Annotated in this window: 22 protein-coding genes and 1 pseudogene; 21 read left to right on the top strand and 2 right to left on the bottom strand. The window is 71.7% G+C overall.

Annotated elements, in window-relative coordinates; all coding sequences use genetic code 11:
* Positions 1-111 precede the first annotated feature (111 nt).
* Complete coding sequence (locus tag QMZ92_RS12955; protein ID WP_283297515.1) at positions 112-774, bottom strand: bifunctional DNA primase/polymerase; 663 nt, start codon at positions 772-774, stop codon at positions 112-114.
* A gap of 461 nt (positions 775-1,235) precedes the next feature.
* Here QMZ92_RS12955 and nsdA point away from each other — a divergent pair, with 461 nt between their 5' ends.
* The 6 genes from nsdA (at position 1,236) to ftsH (ending at position 11,023) form a co-directional block, all read left to right on the top strand.
* On the top strand, positions 1,236-2,720 hold the full coding sequence (nsdA, locus tag QMZ92_RS12960; RefSeq protein WP_283297516.1) for a transcriptional repressor NsdA: 1,485 nt from the start codon (positions 1,236-1,238) through the stop codon (positions 2,718-2,720).
* Between the two features lie 337 nt (positions 2,721-3,057).
* Positions 3,058-4,413, top strand: coding sequence for an ammonium transporter (locus QMZ92_RS12965; RefSeq protein WP_283297517.1), 1,356 nt, complete (start codon positions 3,058-3,060; stop codon positions 4,411-4,413).
* Positions 4,410-4,748, top strand: coding sequence for a P-II family nitrogen regulator (locus QMZ92_RS12970; RefSeq protein WP_093653550.1), 339 nt, complete (start codon positions 4,410-4,412; stop codon positions 4,746-4,748). Before QMZ92_RS12965 ends, QMZ92_RS12970 begins: the two co-directional genes overlap by 4 nt.
* A 13-nt stretch (positions 4,749-4,761) precedes the next feature.
* A complete protein-coding gene (locus QMZ92_RS12975; protein WP_283297518.1) occupies positions 4,762-7,218 on the top strand; it encodes a [protein-PII] uridylyltransferase in 2,457 nt (818 codons plus the stop codon).
* 128 nt (positions 7,219-7,346) lie between these two features.
* The gene (gene ffh, locus QMZ92_RS12980; protein ID WP_283297519.1) at positions 7,347-8,897 is read left to right on the top strand and encodes a signal recognition particle protein; all 1,551 of its coding nucleotides are present in this window, start codon (positions 7,347-7,349) and stop codon (positions 8,895-8,897) included.
* A 206-nt stretch (positions 8,898-9,103) separates the two neighbouring features.
* The gene (ftsH, locus tag QMZ92_RS12985) at positions 9,104-11,023 is read left to right on the top strand and encodes an ATP-dependent zinc metalloprotease FtsH (RefSeq protein WP_283297520.1); all 1,920 of its coding nucleotides are present in this window, start codon (positions 9,104-9,106) and stop codon (positions 11,021-11,023) included.
* A 219-nt stretch (positions 11,024-11,242) separates the two neighbouring features.
* Here ftsH and QMZ92_RS12990 read toward each other — a convergent pair whose 3' ends face one another.
* A complete protein-coding gene (locus tag QMZ92_RS12990; protein WP_283297521.1) occupies positions 11,243-12,100 on the bottom strand; it encodes a methyltransferase domain-containing protein in 858 nt (285 codons plus the stop codon).
* 319 nt (positions 12,101-12,419) lie between these two features.
* On the opposite strand from QMZ92_RS12990, the gene QMZ92_RS12995 reads away from it, so the two are divergent.
* The 15 genes and pseudogenes from QMZ92_RS12995 to QMZ92_RS13065 form a co-directional block, all read left to right on the top strand.
* Positions 12,420-12,656 carry a hypothetical protein gene (locus QMZ92_RS12995; protein ID WP_283297522.1) on the top strand — a complete coding sequence of 79 codons (237 nt, stop codon included), beginning with the start codon at positions 12,420-12,422 and terminating at the stop codon, positions 12,654-12,656.
* A 329-nt stretch (positions 12,657-12,985) separates the two neighbouring features.
* The gene (locus tag QMZ92_RS13000) at positions 12,986-13,579 is read left to right on the top strand and encodes a hypothetical protein (protein ID WP_138052927.1); all 594 of its coding nucleotides are present in this window, start codon (positions 12,986-12,988) and stop codon (positions 13,577-13,579) included.
* A 233-nt stretch (positions 13,580-13,812) separates the two neighbouring features.
* Positions 13,813-14,253, top strand: a complete 441-nt coding sequence (rpsP, locus tag QMZ92_RS13005) for a 30S ribosomal protein S16 (RefSeq protein WP_018891857.1) — start codon at positions 13,813-13,815, stop codon at positions 14,251-14,253.
* Between the two features lie 2 nt (positions 14,254-14,255).
* Positions 14,256-14,495 (top strand): RNA-binding protein, encoded by a 240-nt coding sequence (locus QMZ92_RS13010; protein ID WP_017947632.1) that lies wholly within the window; start codon positions 14,256-14,258, stop codon positions 14,493-14,495.
* A gap of 78 nt (positions 14,496-14,573) precedes the next feature.
* Positions 14,574-15,131 (top strand): ribosome maturation factor RimM, encoded by a 558-nt coding sequence (gene rimM / locus QMZ92_RS13015; protein WP_283297523.1) that lies wholly within the window; start codon positions 14,574-14,576, stop codon positions 15,129-15,131.
* Positions 15,131-15,952 (top strand): tRNA (guanosine(37)-N1)-methyltransferase TrmD, encoded by an 822-nt coding sequence (gene trmD, locus QMZ92_RS13020; protein WP_283297524.1) that lies wholly within the window; start codon positions 15,131-15,133, stop codon positions 15,950-15,952. Before rimM ends, trmD begins: the two co-directional genes overlap by 1 nt.
* Positions 15,953-16,084: 132 nt before the next feature.
* Positions 16,085-16,435: a 50S ribosomal protein L19 gene (rplS, locus tag QMZ92_RS13025; protein WP_017947635.1), complete on the top strand. Its 351-nt coding sequence runs from the start codon at positions 16,085-16,087 to the stop codon at positions 16,433-16,435.
* Between the two features lie 72 nt (positions 16,436-16,507).
* Positions 16,508-17,275 (top strand): signal peptidase I, encoded by a 768-nt coding sequence (lepB, locus tag QMZ92_RS13030; RefSeq protein WP_283297525.1) that lies wholly within the window; start codon positions 16,508-16,510, stop codon positions 17,273-17,275.
* Complete coding sequence (lepB, locus tag QMZ92_RS13035) at positions 17,268-18,374, top strand: signal peptidase I (protein ID WP_283297526.1); 1,107 nt, start codon at positions 17,268-17,270, stop codon at positions 18,372-18,374. The genes lepB (QMZ92_RS13030) and lepB (QMZ92_RS13035) overlap by 8 nt, the downstream gene beginning before the upstream one ends.
* Complete coding sequence (lepB, locus tag QMZ92_RS13040; protein ID WP_283297527.1) at positions 18,301-19,185, top strand: signal peptidase I; 885 nt, start codon at positions 18,301-18,303, stop codon at positions 19,183-19,185. The genes lepB (QMZ92_RS13035) and lepB (QMZ92_RS13040) overlap by 74 nt, the downstream gene beginning before the upstream one ends.
* 51 nt (positions 19,186-19,236) lie before the next feature.
* Entirely contained in the window at positions 19,237-19,986 is a 750-nt protein-coding gene (gene lepB / locus QMZ92_RS13045) for a signal peptidase I (protein ID WP_283297528.1), read from the top strand.
* Positions 19,979-20,545 carry an NUDIX hydrolase gene (locus QMZ92_RS13050; RefSeq protein ID WP_283297529.1) on the top strand — a complete coding sequence of 189 codons (567 nt, stop codon included), beginning with the start codon at positions 19,979-19,981 and terminating at the stop codon, positions 20,543-20,545. Before lepB (QMZ92_RS13045) ends, QMZ92_RS13050 begins: the two co-directional genes overlap by 8 nt.
* A gap of 55 nt (positions 20,546-20,600) precedes the next feature.
* Positions 20,601-20,909, top strand: a complete 309-nt coding sequence (locus tag QMZ92_RS13055) for a DUF2469 domain-containing protein (protein ID WP_017947641.1) — start codon at positions 20,601-20,603, stop codon at positions 20,907-20,909.
* A 107-nt stretch (positions 20,910-21,016) separates the two neighbouring features.
* The gene (locus tag QMZ92_RS13060) at positions 21,017-21,397 is read left to right on the top strand and encodes a YraN family protein (RefSeq protein WP_283297530.1); all 381 of its coding nucleotides are present in this window, start codon (positions 21,017-21,019) and stop codon (positions 21,395-21,397) included.
* A pseudogene (locus QMZ92_RS13065) lies at positions 21,397-21,648 on the top strand (magnesium chelatase domain-containing protein); the annotation flags it as partial. The gene QMZ92_RS13060 and the pseudogene QMZ92_RS13065, both read left to right, overlap by 1 nt.
* Positions 21,649-21,655: the final 7 nt, after the last annotated feature.

Genomic DNA, 21,655 nt, shown 5'->3' on the forward strand with positions numbered 1-21,655 from the left:
CGTTCCGTGCGGCCTTTTTCGCAGGGGGCAGCGGCGCCGGGTGCGGGGAGAAGAGGGGGCCTGCGCGGCTAACGCGCGGGGGCGGGCGTGAGCGGCCGGGCCCCGCGGTGCTCAGAGGGCCGTCGAGCGGTGGCAGATGTAGGCGAGCGTCCCCAGGAGCAGCCGTGCCTGCGGCGGAGCCTCGGAGGAGCCGAGGGTCGGCGGCCGGAGCCAGCGGGACGGGCCGAGGCCGGCGTGGTCGGAGGGCGGGGCCGTCACATGGTGGCCCGCGCCGAGGCAGTGCAGGTCCAGGCCCGCGTCGTCCCAGCCCATCCGGTACAGCAGATGGGGTAGTTCGGGGGCGGCGCCCGGGGCCACGAAGAACTGGGCGCGGCCCGTCGGCGTCGCGGACACGGGCCCCAGGGGCACGCCCATCCGCTCGAGCCTCACCAGGGCGCGGCGGCCGGCCGCCTCGGAGACCTCCAGGACGTCGAACGTGCGCCCCACGGGGAGCAGGACCGAGGCGCCGGGCACCTCCGCCCACGCCTTCGCCACCTCGTCGAGGGTCGCACCGGCCGGCACCTCGGGCACGAAGTCCAGGGGGTGTGCCCCCGGGGCCGGGCAGCCGGGATCCCCACAGGAGCAGCGGCCCGCCGCTGCCCGTGCGCCCGGGGCCACGTCCCAGCCCCACAGTCCTGTGCACTCGGCTGCAGCCGTGCATTCCGTCGCGCGGCCGCGGCGCCGTGAGCCGGGCCGGATCTCCCGGACCCGGGAGCCGCCGATCGTAAAGCCCATGCCCCCTCCAACGGGTCGAACTCGCCGGTGGTTACGACCAGGAGTCTCGCGGTGACACTGCGTTGCCGTCGCCTCGGCGCGCCGGTGCGAAGTGTCGCTCGGGGGGGCGCGTCCGGCCCCACGCGCCCCGGCGCGCAACGCTCCGCCCGTTCCTGACTGTCGTGTGTCAAGTGAATCGCGCCTGGCCGCAGGCGAGTTCATTCGAAGGGGTGGCGAATGGTGGCGTTTCTGGAATCGCCATGGCGGGACCGGTGATCGTAGGATTACTTTCGGTGCACGACCCCGGGGGTGCGGTGCTTCCGCGGGTATGCCGGAGGCAAGTCGATTTCCTGTTCGAAGGGGGGCGACCGCCGGACGCAGAGCCGTGAATCACGGCATTCTGCTAGGGGTTCGGACACCGCTCCGCCGGGCAGGGCATTCCGGCGGGACCACTCGGCACGACAGGCAAGGACATCATGCGGATGGGGGCGTTACCTGTGGGCGGCGGCGCGGACGGCACGGGTGGCGGGAAGCGCCCGAACGAGCAGCTGGGCTCGTGGTTCGTGCGCAGCGGCTGGTCGAAGGGCGAGCTCGCCCGCCAGGTCAACCGCCGGGCCCGGCAGATCGGTGCGCACCACATCAGCACCGACACCTCACGCGTCCGCAGGTGGCTCGACGGCGAGCAGCCGCGCGAGCCCATCCCGCGCATCCTCAGCGAACTGTTCTCGGAGCGGTTCGGCACCGTCGTCGCCATCGAGGACCTGGGTCTCCGCACCGCGCACCAGTCACCCTCGGTGTCCGGTGTCGACCTCCCCTGGGCCGGCCCGCAGACCGTCGCGCTCCTCGGCGAGTTCTCCCGCAGCGACCTGATGCTGGCCCGCCGCGGATTCCTGGGGACGTCACTCGCGCTCTCCGCCGGGCCTGCCCTCGTCGAGCCGATGCAGCGCTGGCTGGTGCCCACCCCGCCCTCCGGCCCCGGGCCGGCGGACTCCGCGGGCGTCCGGCGTCCCGCCCGGCTCTCCAAGCCGGAGCTGGACCTCCTCGAGTCCACGACCGCGATGTTCCGCCAGTGGGATGCCCAGTGCGGCGGCGGGCTGCGCCGCAAGGCCGTCGTCGGCCAGTTGCACGAGGTGACGGAACTGCTCCAGGAGCCGCAGCCCGCGGCCACCTCCAGGAGGCTGTTCACCTGCGCTGCCGAGCTGGCCGAGTTGGCCGGCTGGATGAGCTACGACGTCGGGCTGCAGCCCACCGCCCAGAAGTACTTCGTGCTCGCCCTCCACGCCGCCAAGGAGGCGGGGGACAAGCCCCTCGGCTCCTACATCCTCTCCTCAATGAGCCGCCAGATGATCCACCTGGGCCGGCCCGAGGACGCGCTGGAGCTGATCCACCTCGCGCAGTACGGCAGCCGTGACTGCGCGACCCCGCGCACACAGGCCATGCTGTATGCGATGGAAGCCCGCGCCTACGCCAACATGGGCCAGCCCAGCAAGACCAAGCGGGCCGTCCGGATGGCCGAGGACACCTTCGCCGACGCGATCGAGGCCCCCGAGCCCGAGCCGGACTGGATCCGCTTCTTCTCCGAGGCCGAGCTCAACGGCGAGAACGCCCACTCTTACCGGGACCTCGCCTACGTCGCGGGCCGCAGCCCCATGTACGCCTCGCTCGCCGAGCCCGTCATGGAGCGCGCAGTGGAGCTCTTCGGCGACGACGCCGAGCACCAGCGCTCGTATGCACTCAACCTCGTCGGCATGGCGACGGTGCACCTGCTGAAGCGGGAGCCCGAGCAGTCCACCAGACTCGCCGAGCAGGCACTGCACATCGCCAGGAGGGTGCGCTCGGAGCGGGTCAACACCCGGCTGCGCAAGACCGTCGACACGGCGGCCAGGGACTTCGGCGACGTCCCCGAGGTCGCCCACCTCACGGACCTCATCACCGCACAGCTGCCGGAGACCGCCGAAGCGGTCTGAGCAGCACGTCACAGAACTCCGGCGCGACGGCCGCCCCTACTGCCCGACACGGCTCCCCACGCCAGGTCAACCGGGTGGCCGTCGCGCCGGTCCTGCCGTTCGGGGAGGGTACGCCCGTGACGTTCCCGTGACCCTTCAGTTCATGGGCGTGTAACACGCCCGACCTCTTCGTCACTGCGGTGAAACATCGTGCGGCATCGGCGGAAACCGCGGCGCGCCAACCTCATGCCCCATAACGGGCCGACTCCACAGGCAGCCGTACCGGATCCAGCCGGACCGGCCGCCGGAGGCCCGGGCTCCCGCCCCGCACAGGCCGCACGACGACGAGGAGACGCCGATGCCCCCAGGCATCACACTTGCCGCAGACGCCCCCGAGCTGTCTGCCGCCAACACCGGTTTCATGCTCATCTGCTCCGCACTGGTGATGCTGATGACGCCCGGCCTGGCCTTCTTCTACGGAGGCATGGTCCGCGTCAAGAGCACGCTGAACATGCTGATGATGAGCTTCATCAGCCTCGGCATCGTCACCATCCTGTGGGTGCTCTACGGCTTCAGTCTCGCCTTCGGCACCGACTCCGGCTCCTTCATCGGCTGGTCCTCCGACTTCGTCGGCCTGAGCGGCATCGGGGTCAACCAGCTCTGGGACGGCTACACCATCCCGGTGTACGTCTTCGCCGTCTTCCAGCTGATGTTCGCGATCATCACGCCCGCCCTGATCAGCGGCGCCCTCGCCGACCGGGTCAAGTTCACCGCCTGGGCCCTGTTCATCGCCCTGTGGGCCACCGTCGTCTACTTCCCGGTCGCGCACTGGGTCTGGGGCGCCGGCGGCTGGTTGTTCGAGCTGGGCGTCATCGACTTCGCCGGCGGTACCGCGGTCCACATCAACGCCGGCGCCGCGGCCCTCGGCGTGATCCTCGTCATCGGCAAGCGCGTCGGCTTCAAGAAGGACCCGATGCGGCCGCACAGCCTGCCCCTGGTCATGCTGGGCGCCGCCCTGCTGTGGTTCGGCTGGTTCGGCTTCAACGCCGGCTCGTGGCTCGGCAACGACGACGGCGTGGGCGCGGTCATGTTCGTCAACACCCAGGTCGCCACGGCCGCCGCGATGCTCGCCTGGCTCGGCTACGAGAAGATCCGCCACGGCTCCTTCACCACCCTCGGTGCCGCCTCCGGCGCGGTCGCGGGCCTCGTCGCCATCACCCCCTCCGGCGGCTCCTGCTCCCCGCTCGGAGCCATCGCCATCGGTGCCGTCGCCGGTCTGCTCTGCGCCATGGCCGTCGGCCTGAAGTACAAGTTCGGCTACGACGACTCCCTGGACGTCGTCGGCGTCCACCTCGTCGGCGGTGTCGTCGGCTCGCTGCTCGTCGGCTTCTTCGCCACCGGCGGCGTCCAGTCCGACGCCAAGGGCCTCTTCTACGGCGGCGGGTTCGAGCAGCTCGGCAAGCAGGCCGTCGGTGTCTTCGCGGTCCTGGCCTACTCTCTGATCGTCTCCGCGGTCCTCGCCTTCGTCCTCGACAAGACGATCGGCATGAGGGTCAGCGAGGACGACGAGATCTCGGGCATCGACCAGGTCGAGCACGCCGAGACCGCGTACGACTTCAGCGGGGCGGGCGGTGGCGCCGGCTCCCGCAAGACCGCCCCCGCCCCCGCCGAGACCGTGGCGGCCGGACCGCAGAACAAGAAGGTGGACGCATGAAGCTCATCACCGCAGTCGTGAAGCCGCACCGGCTGGACGAGATCAAGGAGGCCCTGCAGGCCTTCGGTGTCCAGGGGCTCACGGTCACCGAGGCGAGCGGCTACGGACGGCAGCGCGGCCACACCGAGGTCTACCGGGGTGCCGAGTACACGGTCGACCTCGTCCCCAAGATCCGGATCGAGGTCCTGGCCGAGGACGACGACGCCGAGCAGCTCATCGACGTGGTCGTGAAGGCCGCCCGCACCGGGAAGATCGGTGACGGCAAGGTGTGGAGCGTACCGGTCGACACCGCGGTCCGCGTCCGGACCGGCGAACGCGGCCCGGACGCGCTGTAGACGGGAGTTCTGGGTGACGAGCATCGATCTGACCACGGAAACCGAGGGCTCGGGACCCAGCGGCTATGCGGCGGCCCGGCTGCGTCTTCTCCAGGAGAAGACGCGGCCCGGGCCGTCGCGCCGTGCCGCGCTGGCCCGGCTCACCGACGACTGGCTCGCGGCGCTGTTCGCCGCCGCCAAGGAAGACACCGGGGTGCGCGGGGCCGCCCTCGTCGCCGTCGGCGGCTACGGGCGCGGCGAGCTCTCGCCGCGGAGCGACCTCGACCTCCTCCTGCTGCACGACGGCGGCGCCGAACCGGGCGCGCTCGCCTCGCTCGCCGACCGGATCTGGTATCCGGTGTGGGATCTCGGGCTGGCGCTCGACCACTCGGTCCGGACCCCGGCCGAGGCCCGCCGCACCGCGGGCGAGGACATCAAGGTGCAGCTGGGGCTGCTCGACGCCCGCGCCGTCGCCGGCGACCTGGGGATGGTCGCCGGGCTGCGCACGGCCGTCCTCGCCGACTGGCGCAACCAGGCGCCGAGGCGCCTTCCCGAACTCGGCGAGCTCTGCCGCGAACGCGCCGAACGCCAGGGCGAGCTGCAGTTCCTGCTGGAGCCCGACCTCAAGGAGGCCAGGGGCGGACTGCGCGACGCCACCGCCCTCCGCGCCGTCGCCGCGTCCTGGCTGGCCGACGCCCCTCGCGAGGGCCTGGCCGAGGCCCGCCGTACCCTCCTCGACACCCGCGACGCACTCCATCTCACCACCGGACGGGCCACCGACCGGCTCGCCCTCCAGGAGCAGGAGCAGGTGGCGGAGGCGCTCGGGCTGCTGGACGCCGACGCGTTGCTGCGCCAGGTGTACGAGGCCGCGCGGACCGTCTCCTACGCCGCCGACGTCACCTGGCGCGAGGTCCACCGGGTGCTCAAGGCCCGGTCCGCGCGCCCCCGGCTGCGGAGCATCTGGGGCGGTCGCCGCCCCGAGACCGAGCGCACCCCTCTGGCCGAGGGCGTCGTCGAGATGGACGGCGAGGCCGTCATCGCCCGCTCCGCCAGGCCGGAGCGGGACCCGGTGCTGCCCCTGCGCGCGGCGGCGGCAGCGGCCCAGTCCGGTGTGCCGCTCTCCCTCCACGCCGTACGGCACCTGGCCGCCGCCACCAAGCCGCTCCCCGTGCCCTGGCCCGCCGAGGCACGGGAGGAACTCGTCACCCTGCTCGGTGCGGGCGAACCGACCGTCGCCGTGTGGGAGGCGCTGGAGGCCGAGGGCCTGATCACCCGGCTGCTGCCCGACTGGGAGCGGGTCCGCTGCAGGCCCCAGCGCAACCCCGTCCACACCTGGACCGTCGACCGCCACCTCGTCGAGGCCGCCGTCCGCGCCTCCGCGCTCACCCGCCGCGTCGGCCGCCCCGACCTGCTCCTCGTCGCGGCCCTGCTCCACGACATCGGCAAGGGCTGGCCCGGCGACCACTCGGTGGCCGGCGAGACCATCGCGCGCGACGTCGCCACCCGCATCGGCTTCGACAAGCAGGACGTGGCCGTGATCGCCACCCTGGTGCGCCACCATCTGCTGCTCATCGAGACCGCCACCCGCCGCGATCTGGAGGACCCGGCGACCGTGCGGGCGGTCGCGGACGTCGTCGGCTCGCCCGGCACACTGGAGCTGCTGCACGCCCTCACCGAGGCCGACGCCCTCGCGACCGGGCCGGCGGCCTGGTCGGCCTGGCGGGGATCACTCGTCGCCGACCTGGTCAAACGGGTCGCGGGCGTACTCGCGGGGGAGAGCCCCGAGGAACCGGAGCCGGTTGCTCCGAGCACCGAGCAGGAGCGGCTCGCCGTCGAGGCGCTGCGCACCGGCGGACCGGTCCTGGCCCTGCACGCCGCCCAGGCCGAGACCCGGCAGCCGGACGGCGAGCCCGAGCCCGTCGGTGTGGAGCTCCTCATCGCAGTGCCCGACCAGCCCGCGGTGCTGCCCGCCGTCGCCGGCGTGCTCGCCCTGCACCGGCTCACCGTCCGCGCAGCGGACCTTCGCGCCGTCGAGCTCCCCCACGAGGTGGGCTCCGGGACCGTCCTGGTGCTGAACTGGCGGGTCGCCGCGGCCTACGGATCGCTCCCGCAGGCCGCCCGGCTGCGTTCCGATCTCGTACGGGCCCTCGACGGATCCCTGGACGTGGCCGCCCGGCTCGCCGAGCGGGACGCGGCGTATCCGCGCCGGCGCGGGGTGAAGGCCCCGCCGCCGAGGGTCACCGTCGCCCCGGCGGCCTCCCGGCTGGCCACGGTCATCGAGGTGCGCGCCCAGGACGCCCCGGGGCTGCTGCACCGGATCGGCCACGCCCTGGAGTCGGCGGCGGTCAGCGTGCGCAGCGCCCGGGTCTCGACCCTCGGCGCGAACGCCGTGGACGCGTTCTACGTCACAGGTCCCGGGGGAGCCCCGCTGCCGCCCGAGGAGGCCGTGGACGTGGCGCGGACGCTGGAGGCCGCGCTGCGGACCGCGTGAACGCCCCGGACCCGGGCGAGGGATCCGTCCGGCCGCGTGCGCAGGGGGCAGACCCCATCCCACGCGGCCGGATACCCTTGGGTGACATCTGTCCGCCCGCCCCCGAGACCTGAGGATCCGCGACCACCGTGTTCGACACCCTCTCCGACCGCCTTGCAGCGACATTCAAGAACCTCCGGGGCAAGGGCCGCCTGTCCGAGGCCGACATCGACGCCACGGCACGTGAGATCCGCATCGCGCTGCTCGAGGCCGATGTGGCGCTGCCCGTCGTGCGCGCCTTCATCAAGCAGGTCAAGGAGCGCGCCCTCGGCGCCGAGGTGTCCCAGGCGCTCAACCCCGCCCAGCAGGTCATCAAGATCGTCAACGAGGAGCTCATCGGCATCCTCGGTGGCGAGACCCGCCGGCTGCGCTTCGCCAAGCAGCCGCCCACCGTGATCATGCTGGCGGGTCTCCAGGGTGCCGGTAAGACCACCCTGGCCGGAAAGCTCGGTCTCTGGCTCAAGGGCCAGGGCCACTCCCCGCTGCTCGTCGCCTGTGACCTCCAGCGCCCCAACGCCGTGAACCAGCTGGCCGTCGTCGCCGAGCGCGCCGGCGTCGGGGTCTTCGCGCCCCAGCCGGGCAACGGTGTGGGCGACCCGGTCCAGGTGGCCAAGGAGTCGATCGAGTACGCGAAGTCGAAGGTCCACGACATCGTCATCGTCGACACCGCCGGCCGGCTCGGCATCGACCAGGAGATGATGCAGCAGGCCGCGGACATCCGGGACGCGGTCGGCCCCGACGAGGTCCTCTTCGTCGTCGACGCGATGATCGGTCAGGACGCGGTCAACACCGCGGAGGCCTTCCGCGACGGCGTCGGCTTCGATGGCGTGGTGCTGTCCAAGCTGGACGGCGACGCCCGCGGCGGCGCCGCGCTCTCCATCGCACACGTCACCGGCAAGCAGATCATGTTCGCCTCGAACGGCGAGAAGCTGGACGAGTTCGACGCGTTCCACCCGGACCGCATGGCGTCCCGCATCCTCGGCATGGGCGACATGCTCTCGCTGATCGAGAAGGCCGAGCAGACCTTCAGCCAGGCCGAGGCCGAGAAGATGGCGGCCAAGCTGGCGAAGGGTCCCAAGGAGTTCACGCTCGACGACTTCCTGGCGCAGATGGAGCAGGTCAGGAAGATGGGCTCCATCTCCAAGCTGCTCGGGATGCTCCCGGGCATGGGCCAGATCAAGGACCAGATCAACAACATCGACGAGCGTGACGTCGACCGTACGGCGGCGATCATCAAGTCGATGACGCCCGGCGAGCGGACCGACCCGACGATCATCAACGGCTCGCGCCGGGCCCGTATCGCGCGGGGTTCCGGTGTCGACGTCAGCGCCGTGAAGAACCTGGTGGAGCGGTTCTTCGAGGCCCGCAAGATGATGTCGCGCATGGCCCAGGGTGGCGGCATGCCCGGGATGCCCGGCATCCCCGGCATGGGCGGCGGACCGGGCCGTCAGAAGAAGAAGCAGAAGCAGGCCAAGGGCAAGCAGCGCTCCGGCAACCCGATGAAGCGCAAGGCCGAGGAGCAGGCCGCCCAGGCCCGCCGCGAGCAGGCCGGCCAGGGGAGCCCGTTCGGGCTGCCGGCGGGCGGCCAGGGCGCCCAGGACTTCGAGCTCCCCGACGAGTTCAAGAAGTTCATGGGCTGACGTCCGGGAAGTCCATGGACCGGCGGGTCCGCCACGAGCACCGGCGAGGGCCCCGCGATCACCCGATCGCGGGGCCCTCGCCCCTGCCGGGCCCTTCGGCGGCCGGGCCGCTCGTGCCGCGCGGACTCCGCCCCGGGTGGCAGTGCGGCCCGTTCTGTGCGGTCATGGGCAGAGATCGGAGCAGCCGAGGGACCGGAGGGCAGGCCGTGGCCAATTCCGTACCCCCGCGCGATCGCACCGACCAGCCCTGGCGATCGGAGGGGGCACCGCCACCCACGCCGCCGCGCAAGAAGCCCCCAGGTGGCTGGATCGGGCTTGTCGCGACCGCCGTGGTCCTCTTCCTCGTCGCCTACGGGATCCTGTCGTACTTCACCAAGGGCGACGAGCCGACGATCTCGTACACCGAGTTCAGCAGGCAGGTCGAGGCCGGTAACGTCACCAAGATCTACGCCAAGGGCGACACCATCGAGGGCGAGCTGAGGACCGGGCAGCCGATCCCCGGCGGCGGGGGCGACTACACCACCTTCCGGACCCAGCGGCCGGAGTTCGCGGAAGACGACCTCTGGCAGCAGCTGAGCCAGAAGGGCGTGACCGTCACGGCCGAACCGGTCGTCCTCCAGCGCAGTCTGCTGACCAACCTGCTGCTCTCCCTCGCGCCGATCGTGATCCTCGTGCTGCTCTGGGTCGCCCTTGCGAGACGCCTGGGGCCACGCCTCGGCGGCCCCTTGGGCCGCAAGGCGCCACCCCGCCCCGTGGAGCTGGAACCCCACAGACGCACCACCTTCGCCGATGTGGCGGGGATCGACGAGGTCCAGGGCGAACTCGACGACGTCGTCGACTTCCTCAAGAACCCCCAGGTCTACCGGGCCATGGGCGCACGGATGCCCGGCGGCGTCCTGCTCGCCGGTCCGCCGGGAACGGGCAAGACGCTGCTCGCGCGGGCCGTGGCGGGCGAGGCCGGGGTGCCGTTCTTCTCCGCGTCCGCGTCGGAGTTCATCGAGATGATCGTGGGCGTCGGGGCCTCCCGGGTCCGCGAGCTCTTCGCCGAGGCCCGCAAGGTCGCCCCGGCCATCGTCTTCATCGACGAGATCGACACCATCGGTCGGGTGCGCGGCGGCGGCGCGAGCATCGGCGGCCACGACGAGCGCGAGCAGACCCTGAACCAGATCCTGACCGAGATGGACGGTTTCACCGGCTCCGAGGGCGTCGTGGTCATCGCCGCCACCAACCGTGCCGACGTCCTCGACCCGGCCCTCACCCGGCCCGGTCGCTTCGACCGGATCGTGCACGTCAGCCCGCCAGACCGGGCGGGCCGGGAGGCGATCCTCAGGATCCACACCCGGGACATCCCGCTCGCGCCGAGCGTCGACCTGGTCCAGGTGGCCCGTACGACGCCGGGCATGACCGGTGCCGAACTGGCCAACCTCGCCAACGAGGCCGCGCTGCTCGCGGTCAAACGGCGGCAGGGCCAGGTGACCCAGCGCGACCTCTCCGACGCGCTGGAGAAGGTCCAGCTCGGAGCGGAGCGCGCGCTCGTGATGCCCGAGGGCGAGCGCCGCAGGACGGCGTACCACGAGAGCGGTCACGCGCTGCTCGGCATGCTCCAGCCGGGTGCCGACCCCGTACGCAAGGTCACGATCGTCCCGCGGGGCCGGGCGCTGGGCGTCACGCTCTCCACCCCCGACGCCGACAAGTACGCGTACACCGAGGAGTACCTGCGAGGAAGGATCATCGGGGCGCTCGGCGGCATGGCGGCGGAGCACGTCGTCTTCGGGATCATCACCACCGGGTCGGAGAACGACCTGGAGCAGGTCACCCGGCTGGTCAGGGGCATGGTCGGACGCTGGGGGATGAGCGAGCGCGTCGGACGCTTCACCGCCGTGTCGGGAGACGGGCAGGAGCCGTACGGGCTCACCGCCGCCCCGGCGACGCTGGACGCGGTCGACCACGAGATGCGCCGGATCGCCGAGGAGTGCTACGAGAGTGCCTGCCGTCAGCTCCGCGAGAACCGCGACCGGCTGGACGCGCTGGCCGAGGCGCTGCTCGCCAGCGAGACGCTGGACGAGGAGGAGGCGTACCGGGCCGCCGGCATCCCCCGGCTCAAGAAGGACGCGAACGGCCACTGAGCCGCCGGGGCGCGAGCGGAGGCGCCCGGGTCCCGCCGGGGGCTCCGGGCGCCTGGGTTCCGGCGGTCCTCTCAGCAGGTGCGGCCGGGGACCGTGGGCGGAGGCGCGGTCCCGGGACGGACGCCCCGCACGCTCACGGCGAAAGAAGGCCCGCGCCCGTGCCCGGCGCGGAAGTGGGCAGGGCACGAGCCCGGGTGCCCCGCGGAGCCGGTCGTCACCTCACGGGGTACGCGCTATCAGGTACCGGAAGACGTTCGGCATCCACACCGTCCCGTCGGCCCGCACATGCGGATGGAGCGCCTCCTCGACCTCCTTCTCCACCTGAGCCGGGTCCGTCGCCCTTACCGCCGCGTCGAACAGGCCGGTCGACATCAGGCCGCGCACGGCGCTGTCCAGGTCCGCGTAGCCGAAGGGGCACGACACCCGGCCCGAGCCGTCCGGGCGTATCCCCGCCCTGGTCGCCACGTCCTCCAGGTCGTCCCGGAGCGTCTGCCGCCAGCCGCCGTCCGCACGCAGCCGCTCGGTGAGCCTGCTCGCCACCCGCAGTACCGTCGAGGTGGCGCACCGCTCGGGCGGGCCCCAGCCCGCCAGCACCACGGGGCTGCCGTGCTCGGCGAGTGGAACTGCTGCTTCCAGTGCCGGGACCAAACCGTCGGAGTCGCCGGCCGTACACCCGATCGGCTGAAAAACCGTGATCATGTTGAACCGGGGGCGCCGGGGATCGGCGGCCTCCTCCGGTCCGCCCTCGACCAGCCGGGCCCCGAGTGCCTCGCCGGACCCGCCGCGCTCGGGCTCGGGAGCGAGCCGCTCGCGCGCCAGCGCCATCCTCGCCCGGTCCGTGTCGACGCCGGTGACGCTCGCGCCGCGCGTCGAGGCCATCAGCAGGGCCAGGCCCGAGCCGCAGCCGAGGCCCAGTACACGGGTGCCGGCCCCGACCTCCAGGTGCTCGTACACCGCCTCGTAGAGCGGCACCAGCATCCGTTCCTGGATCTCGGCCCAGTCGCGGGCGCGCGTCCCGGCGTCCGCCGGGAGCGCCGAGGACGTACGGGGGTGGTGCGGGACGAGCGTAGGTGTCATCGAAAAGCGCCCCAATCCGCCAAGAGGTCAGCCTTGCCCTGCTGGACAGCCCCCGTGTCGTATCGCTCGCGCCCCCCGTATGCCAGGGAACTGCGCTTCGCTCGGTACGTCCAGAGGTCGCACCGCAATGTCTCGGACGTCCCGGTCGTGCGCCCCCGCGCCCGGAACCGTTCCGCATCCAGAGTGCAGCCCCCCTGTGATTCCCGCCATGGCAGAACACGCCGGTCCTGCCACCGCGGGCCGAGGACTTCCCCGGCCGGTTCGCGGGGCCAGACCCGCGAGGCCGAGGCTGCGGACAACGGCCCGTGCGCGGCAGACGGTGACCCGCCCCCGCGGGCTCCGGGAGCGGACGCAGCAGGAGCCGGACGCCCGGACCAACGCGGCCGTCCAGCGCGTGCTCGCCGTCTTCGTCCCGCAGTCCGTACCGACGCGGGCGGCCGGGGCCGCACCCGCGGACCGGCCGGTGTCCGTGCGGTACCGGCCTGCCGGGGACGGGTCGGTGCCCGGGGCCGAAGCCGCTCCCGGTACGCTCGCCTTCGTCGGACGCGCCTACTGAAGGGCCCGGTGTCCGAGCCCGTCGGGAACGCCGCGGACCGTGCGGAGGCCTGCCCGGCGCCCTCGGGTGGCGCCGCGCCCCCTCCGGGCGCACTCGCTCCAGCGCACCTCCCCGGCGCGCGGCGCGGGACCGCGCATCGGCTCGCCCGGTGTCGGCACTGCCGCATGGACGCGTGACTACGTACCAGCTTGTTGTGAGCTGCGAGGCTTCTCCGCAGATCGGCGCACCCGCCCTCGTCAGGACGCATCAACGGCAACTGACGGGTACGTGCAAATTATTTGGGATGCCCCGGAATGGAACCCGCGGGGCATCCGGCTCGTTGTCACGACGTGAGCACGACACCACCTGTTCTCGCCGCAGAGCTGGCACAGGCGTGGGCCGACATTCAGCGGCACCACCCCGAGCTGCCCGATCTTGCCGCGCCAGAGTCACTGATCGGAGAGTCGTCGTCGGCCTGCGGGCACGAGCTCTCCTTCGAGCGACTGCTCCACGAGGCAGTCCACGGCATCGCCGCCGCCCGGGGTGTCCGCGACACCTCGCGCGCCGGCCGCTACCACAACCGCCGGTTCCTGGCGATCGCCGAGGAGATGGGTCTGGACCACCCGGAGGAGCCGCACCCCAGCAGCGGCTTCTCGCTGGTCGTCCTCACCCCCGAGGCGAAGCGGAGGTACCGGCCGACCATCGAGCGGCTGCAGCGCGCCCTCGCCGCGCACACGGTCGCCACGGCATCCGACACCAAGCGGACCTTCCGCGGCCCGGCGGCCCGCCACGGCTCGTCCGGGGGCGGCGTCCGGGTCAAGGCCGTCTGTGACTGCGGGAGAAACGTCCGGGTCGTCCCGTCGGTCCTCGCCCAGGCTCCGATCGTCTGCGGCGGCTGCGGCAAGCCGTTCCGCATCCCCGAACCGGTGGCGGCGGCGAGCTGAGCGGGGCACCGCACGCGACCGCACGCCGGGAGCGACCGGCCGGCCCGGCCCGGGGCCCCAAGGCCTCGGGTCAGTCGGCCGGGATCCGTGTGGCACAATGTCTAGCTGTACTCGACAGTCGCACAGGACCCCTCTCTCCTCCGGCTGACGCGTCCATCGGGCCATCGGGTACCGCAACCCCACGCGGCATCTCGTTGTGCCCAACCACGTCAAAACCAGGAGATCCCACTCCCGTGGCAGTCAAGATCAAGCTGAAGCGTCTGGGCAAGATCCGTTCGCCTCACTACCGCATCGTCGTCGCCGACTCCCGTACCCGCCGTGACGGCCGGGCCATCGAGGAGATCGGTCTGTACCACCCGACGTACAACCCGTCGCGCATCGAGGTCGACTCGGAGCGTGCCCAGTACTGGCTGTCCGTCGGCGCCCAGCCGACCGAGCCGGTCCTGGCGATCCTGAAGCTCACCGGCGACTGGCAGAAGCACAAGGGCCTGCCCGCCCCGGAGAAGCCGCTCCTCGCCCCGGCCACGAAGGAAGAGAAGCGCCGCTCCTTCGACGAGTTCGCCAAGGCTCTCGAGGGCGAAGAGGGCAAGGGTGAGGCCATCACCCAGAAGTCGAAGAAGACCGAGAAGAAGGCGGACGAGGCTGAGGCTCCCGCCGAGTCCACCGAGGCCTGAGCATGCTCGAGGAGGCTCTCGAGCACCTCGTGAAGGGCATCGTCGACAACCCCGAGGACGTGCAGGTCGCCTCACGCAATCTGCGTCGCGGCCGGGTGCTCGAGGTCCGGGTGCACCCCGACGATCTCGGTAAGGTGATCGGCCGCAACGGCCGCACCGCGCGCGCCCTGCGCACCGTCGTGGGCGCCATCGGCGGCCGTGGTATCCGTGTCGACCTCGTCGACGTGGACCAGGTCCGCTGAGCAGTTGATCACCGGCGCGGGCCGGGGAGGGCCTACCGGCCCGCCCCGGCCCGTCGTCGTACGACAGGAGCTTTGAGCGTGCAGTTGGTAGTCGCACGGATCGGCCGCGCCCACGGCATCAAGGGCGAGGTCACCGTCGAGGTACGTACGGACGAGCCGGAACTGCGGCTCGCCCCCGGAGCCGTACTGGCCACCGAACCGGCCTCCGCGGGCCCGCTGACCATCGAGACGGGCCGGGTGCACAGCGGCCGGTTGCTGCTGCGCTTCGAGGGCGTTCGAGACCGCAACGGTGCCGAGGCGCTGCGCAACACCCTGCTGATCGCCGAGGTCGATCCGGACGCGGTGCCGGAGGAGCCCGACGAGTACTACGACCACCAGCTCATGGACCTGGACGTGGTGCTCGCGGACGGCACGGGGATCGGCCGGATCACGGAGATCTCCCATCTGCCGTCGCAGGACCTCTTCATCGTCGAGCGGCCCGACGGCAGCGAGGTCATGATCCCGTTCGTCGAGGAGATCGTCACGGAGATCGACCTCGCCGGGCAGCGGGCCGTCATCGACCCGCCCCCCGGCCTCGTCGACGACCGCGCGGAGATCGCCTCGCAGCGGGACGCGGACACCGAGGACGGGTCCTGATGCGGCTCGACGTCGTCACGATCTTCCCCGAGTACCTGGAGCCGCTGAACGTCTCGCTCGTCGGCAAGGCCCGGGCGCGCGGGCAGCTCGGCGTCCACGTCCACGACCTTCGGGACTGGACGTACGACCGGCACAGCACCGTCGACGACACGCCGTACGGCGGCGGACCGGGCATGGTCATGAAGACCGAGCCCTGGGGCGACGCGCTGGACGAGGTCCTCGCCTCCGGCTACGAGGCGGGCGCCCACGCACCGGCGCTGGTGGTGCCGACCCCCAGCGGCCGGCCGTTCACCCAGGAGCTCGCCGTCGAGTTGTCCGAGCGGCCGTGGCTGATCTTCACCCCGGCCCGGTACGAGGGCATCGACCGCCGCGTCATCGACGAGTACGCGACCCGCATACCCGTGCACGAGGTCTCCATCGGCGATTACGTGCTGGCCGGCGGCGAGGCCGCCGTCCTCGTCATGACGGAGGCCGTCGCACGGCTGCTGCCCGGAGTCCTCGGCAACGCCGAGTCGCACCGCGACGACTCCTTCGCGCCCGGCGCCATGGCCGACCTCCTGGAGGGGCCCGTCTACACCAAGCCGCCGCTCTGGCGCGGCCGCGGTGTCCCGGACGTGCTGCTCAGCGGGCACCACGGCAGGATCGCCCGCTGGCGGCGGGACGAGGCGTTCCGCCGGACCGCCCTGCACCGGCCCGACCTGATCGAACGCTGCGACCCTTCCGCGTTCGACAGGAAGGACCGGGAGATCCTCTCCATCCTGGGCTGGACGCCGTCGCCCGACGGGCGATTTTGGCGCAGGCCTCAGGCCGTGGAAGAATAGGCCGCTGCCGTACGTCCGGCGTGCGCCCCTGCCACAGGGGGACACGACGCCCGCCCCGACGCCGCGGCTCCTCGAACATCACTCCGGATACCGTCGATGACCTGTGGCATCGGCGAAGAAAGCAGACGAAACATGTCGCACGTGCTCGACGCCGTCAATGCCGCCTCGCTGCGGACCGACCTCCCCGCCTTCCGCCCCGGTGACACCGTGAACGTCCACGTTCGCGTCATCGAGGGCAACCGCTCCCGTATCCAGCAGTTCAAGGGCGTCGTCATCCGCCGCCAGGGTTCGGGCGTCAGCGAGACCTTCACGGTCCGCAAGGTCTCCTTCTCCGTCGGCGTCGAGCGCACCTTCCCGGTGCACAGCCCGATCTTCGAGAAGATCGAGCTCGTCACCCGCGGTGACGTCCGCCGCGCCAAGCTCTACTACCTGCGTGAGCTGCGCGGCAAGGCCGCGAAGATCAAGGAGAAGCGCGAGAACTGAGCCACGGCTCACACCCGCGCCCTGCTGAGGCCTCATACGGTTCTTACGGCGGCCGGATAGCATCTGGCCCCGATGGACACCGAAGCACTGCACACGGAGCGCGACCGCTCTTCCGCCCCCGAGACCGATGGGTCCGGCACCGGAGAGCGGTCGCGCTCCGTGCGCGTCTACCGGCTGCTGTCCTGGCGGCGAGCCGGCGTGCTGGGCGGCGTCTGCGCCGTGTTCCTGCTGCTCCTCAGCCACTTCGTGATGCAGCCGTTCCTGATCCCCAGCACCTCCATGCAGCCGACCCTCGAGGTCGGCGACCGCGTGCTGGTGAACAAGCTCGCGTACCGTTTCGGGTCCGAGCCGCGGCGCGGCGACGTGATCGTGTTCGACGGCACCGGATCCTTCGTGCCGGAGGGGGTGGAGGAGAACCCGGTCAGTGCGGCGGCCCGGGAGGGACTCGCCTCCCTCGGGCTCACGGAACCGTCCGACACCGATTTCGTCAAACGTGTGGTGGGCGTGGGCGGCGACCGCGTGGTCTGCTGCGACAAGGGGGGAAGGCTCCAGGTGAACGGCGTACCGGTCGACGAGGGCTATCTGTACGCCGGTGACGCCCCGTCCCGTGTGCCCTTCGACATCGTCGTGCCGCGGGGCACCCTGTGGGTCATGGGCGACCACCGCAGCAAGTCGCGTGATTCCCGCGACCACTTGGGCGAACCCGGCGGGGGCACGGTTCCCGTCGACCGGGTGGTCGGGCGCGCGGACTGGATCGGCTGGCCGCTCGGCCGCTGGTCCGCGCTGCCTTCGACGGGCGCCTTCGACCGCGTGACCGCGCCGGACGGTGCCCATGGGTAGCCGCGGGCGGCGGGCGAGCCACCGGGCCGACACCCGGCTGCCCACCGGCACCCGGCCCACCGACGGCGGTCGGACGCTGCCCGGGCGCGCCGAGCGGCGCAGGCTCGCCAAGAAGGTGAAGAGACGGCGCCAGCGCTCCGCAGTCAAGGAGATCCCCCTCCTCATCACGGTGGCGCTGATGATCGCGCTCGTCCTCAAGACCTTCCTGGTGCAGGCGTTCGTCATCCCCTCGGGTTCGATGGAGCAGACGATCCGGATCGACGACCGGGTGCTGGTCGACAAGCTGACGCCCTGGTTCGGCTCCAAGCCCGAGCGCGGCGACGTCGTCGTCTTCAAGGACCCCGGCGGCTGGCTCCAGGAGGAGCAGACGCCGCGCAGGGACGACCCGGTCGTCATCAAGCAGGTCAAGGACGTGCTGACCTTCATCGGCCTGCTGCCGTCCGAGGACGAGCAGGATCTGATCAAGCGGGTCGTCGCCGTCGGCGGTGACTCGGTCAAGTGCTGCGACCGGGAGGGCAAGGTCACGGTCAACGGGGTGCCGCTGGACGAGCCGTATCTGCACCCCGGCAACGCCCCCTCGAAACTGAGGTTCGACGTGCAGGTCCCCGACGGCCGGCTGTTCGTGATGGGCGACCACCGGTCGAACTCGGCCGACTCCCGATTCCACCTCGACGAGGAGTACAGCGGCACCGTCTCGGAGGAGGAGGTCGTCGGGCGCGCCGTGGTCATCGCATGGCCGTTCGACCACTGGAGCAAACTGGAGGAGAGGGGAACGTACGCCTCGGTCCCCGATGCGCGTGCCGGGACGGCCACCGCACACGGAGCGTCGCATAGTGTGTCCTCCCGGGACCACAAAGGACTGGTCCTGCTCCCGAGCCCTGCGGAACTCCCGCTCGTTATGGGAGTAGTGGGCCTGCGCCGTCTCGGGCGCGGGCGGTCGCGCGGAGTGAGGAGTGGATGTGGGGGATTTGGCGGTGGGCGCACGATCCGGACACGAGGAGCCCGAGGAGCGGCCCGAGCGGTACGTGAAGCCTTCCCCCGGTTCCAGCGGTTCCGGCGGCCTTCCCCCGCAGGGCGACGGCGGTTCGGGAGACGGTGACCCGGCGGACGGCGACGGCTCGTCCGGTACCGGAGCGAGGAAGCAGCGGTCCTTCTGGAAGGAGCTGCCGCTCCTCGTCGGAATCGCGCTGGTCCTGGCACTGTTGATCAAGACGTTCCTGGTGCAGGCGTTCTCGATCCCGTCGGACTCGATGATGAACACGCTGCAGCGGGGCGACCGGGTGCTGGTCGACAAGCTGACGCCCTGGTTCGGCTCCGAGCCCGAGCGCGGCGAGGTCGTCGTCTTCCACGACCCGGGCGGCTGGCTGGACGACACCCAGACTCCCGAGCCCAACGTGGTGCAGCAGTTCCTGAGCTTCATCGGCCTGATGCCCTCGTCGGAGGAGAAGGACCTGATCAAGCGCGTCATCGCGGTCGGCGGTGACACCGTCTCCTGCAAGAAGGGAGGCAAGGTCATGGTCAACGGCAAGGCCCTGGACGAGACGTCGTACATCCGACCCGGCAGCACGCCCTGCGACGACAAGCCGTTCGGTCCGATCAGGGTGCCCGAGGGCCGGATCTGGGTGATGGGCGACAACCGCGACAACTCCCTGGACTCGCGCTACCACCAGGAACTGCCCTACAACGGCACGGTCAGCAACGAGGACGTCGTCGGGAGGGCCGTCGTGGTGGCCTGGCCGTTCAACCGCTGGTCCACGCTGCCCGTCCCGGACACCTTCGACCAGCCCGGGCTGAAGTCGGCGGCCGTGATCGGCGGAACCGTCGCACCGGGCGCACTCGCGGTGGCCGGCGCGTTGCCGATCGTGCTCGTCCGCCGGAGGAGGCTGACCCGCGGGCGAACCGACGGGTAGGGTGCCGCTCGGGCCAGCGATCGTCGGTCCTGGGAGGCAGGGAGCGCTGCGATGAGCGGAACGGGACGTACGGGCAGCGGCCACGGCCGCCTCGGCAGTGTGCTGTCGGGGCTCGCCGTGGCCGTCGGCTGTGTGCTCTTCCTCGGCGGTTTCGTCTGGGGGGCGCTGCTCTACCAGCCGTACACGGTGCCGACGGACTCGATGTCACCGACCGTGGAGCCGGGTGACCGGGTGCTGGCGCAGCGGATCGACGGCTCGGAGGTCCGGCGCGGGGACATCGTCGTCTTCACCGACAAGGTGTGGGCCGACGCCCCGATGGTGAAGCGCGTGGTCGGGGTGGGCGGCGACAAGGTCGCCTGCTGCGAAGCCGACGGCCGGATGACCGTCAACGGCAAGGCCGTCGAGGAACCGTATCTGCGCGGTGAGGAGCCCGCGTCACCGTTGGGCTTCACCGTGTCCGTGCCCGAAGGGAAACTCTTCCTCCTCGGTGACGAGCGCAGGACCTCCGTGGACTCGCGTTCGCACCTCCAGGAGGCCGGCGAGGGCACCGTGCCGATCGGCGCGGTGAGTGCCCGGCTCGACGCCGTCGCCTGGCCGGTGGGCGGGATGCTGGAACGGCCGCGGAGCTTCGCCGCCCTGCCCGGCGGGATCTCCGAGCCGGGGCCCGTCCGGCCGGTCCTCGCGGCGGTGGCGCTCGGCGCCGTGCTGATCCTGGGCGGGGCCGCCTACGGACCGCTCGCGAAGCTCGCGGGACGGCGGAAGCGGCCCGCCGAACGCAGCGGGGCGACCGCGGATGTCTGAGGGGCCGTCGGCCGGATCGGGCCGGGGGACGCCTGCGGGCGGTCCGGCGCCGGGGACGGCCGCGGAGGGGGCCGGGCGCGCCCTGCGCCGGGTCTCCCGGGTGATCCTGCTCGATCCCGACGACCGCGTCCTGCTGTTGCACGGCTTCGAGCCGGACGATCCGGACGACGACTGGTGGTTCACACCGGGCGGCGGGGTCGAGGGCACGGAGTCCCGGGAGGAGGCCGCGCTGCGCGAGCTGGCCGAGGAGACGGGAATCACAGACGTCGAGCTGGGCCCGGTGATCTGGCAGCGGGAGTGCTCCTTCCCGTTCGACGGACGGCGCTGGGACCAGGACGAGTGGTACTACCTGGCCCGTACCCGGCAGACGGCGACCAGCCTGACCGGCCTGACCCGGCTGGAGCAGCGCAGTGTCGCGGGGCTGAGGTGGTGGACCTCCGCCGAACTGTCGTCGGCGCGTGAGACGGTGTATCCGACCAGGCTCGCCGAGCTGCTGCGCACGCTGCTCGACGAGGGGCCTCCGAGTGCGCCTGTGGTCCTGGCCCGGGAAATCGTCTAGGGACGCAGGGGGCTGGCGCACAATAGGGGGACGCACGGCTGAAGGGGAACATGCCATGAGCGCCGAGGACCTCGAGAAGTACGAGACCGAGATGGAGCTGAAGCTCTACCGGGAGTACCGCGACGTCGTCGGTCTGTTCAAATACGTGATCGAGACGGAGCGCCGCTTCTACCTCACCAATGACTACGAGATGCAGGTCCACTCGGTGCAGGGCGAGGTCTTCTTCGAGGTCTCCATGGCAGATGCCTGGGTGTGGGACATGTACCGGCCGGCCAGGTTCGTCAAGCAGGTCCGGGTGCTCACGTTCAAGGACGTGAACATCGAGGAGCTGAACAAGAGCGATCTGGAGCTTCCCCAGGGCTGACCTCCACCCGAAGGGGTGGCGAGGTTTTCCACACCGGGCCGGTTCTCCACCAAGATCCACTCGCTGGGACCGCAGACGTCAGAGTCGGTGCCGGAGGTGGTGCCGGGATGAGCGCGACGAGGGCGCTGGGGCGGTACGGGGAGGAACTGGCCGCCCGGCTGCTGGTGGACGCAGGGATGGCCGTACTCGCCAGGAACTGGCGGTGCGGACGGGCCGGAGAGATCGACATCGTCGCCCGGGACGGCGACACGATGGTCGTCTGCGAGGTGAAGACCCGCAGGGGCGGCCCGGACGGGCGGATGCCCTTCGAGCATCCGATGGCCGCGATCACATCCGCCAAGGCGGACCGGCTGAGGCACCTGGCCGCCTGCTGGCTGGAGCGGCACGGGGGACCACCGCCCCCGGGCGGGGTGCGGATCGATGTCGTCGGGGTGGTACTGCCCCGGCGGGGTGCGCCCCAGGTCGAGCATGTGGCGGGGGTGGCCTGATGGGTTTCGCGCGCACCTGCTCGGTGGCGCTGGTGGGGGTCGAGGGCGTGGTCGTGGAGGTCCAGGCGGACCTGGAACCGGGAGTCGCGGCCTTCACTCTGGTGGGGCTCCCGGACAAGAGCCTGGTGGAGAGCCGGGACCGGGTCCGGGCCGCCGTCGTCAACTCCGATGCCGAGTGGCCGCAGAAGAAGCTCACCGTCGGGCTCAGCCCGGCCTCCGTGCCCAAGAGCGGCAGCGGCTTCGACCTAGCGAATCTGA

Origin of the sequence: Streptomyces sp. HNM0645 (assembly GCF_030056615.1) — a bacterium.
Taxonomy (GTDB): domain Bacteria; phylum Actinomycetota; class Actinomycetes; order Streptomycetales; family Streptomycetaceae; genus Streptomyces; species Streptomyces marianii.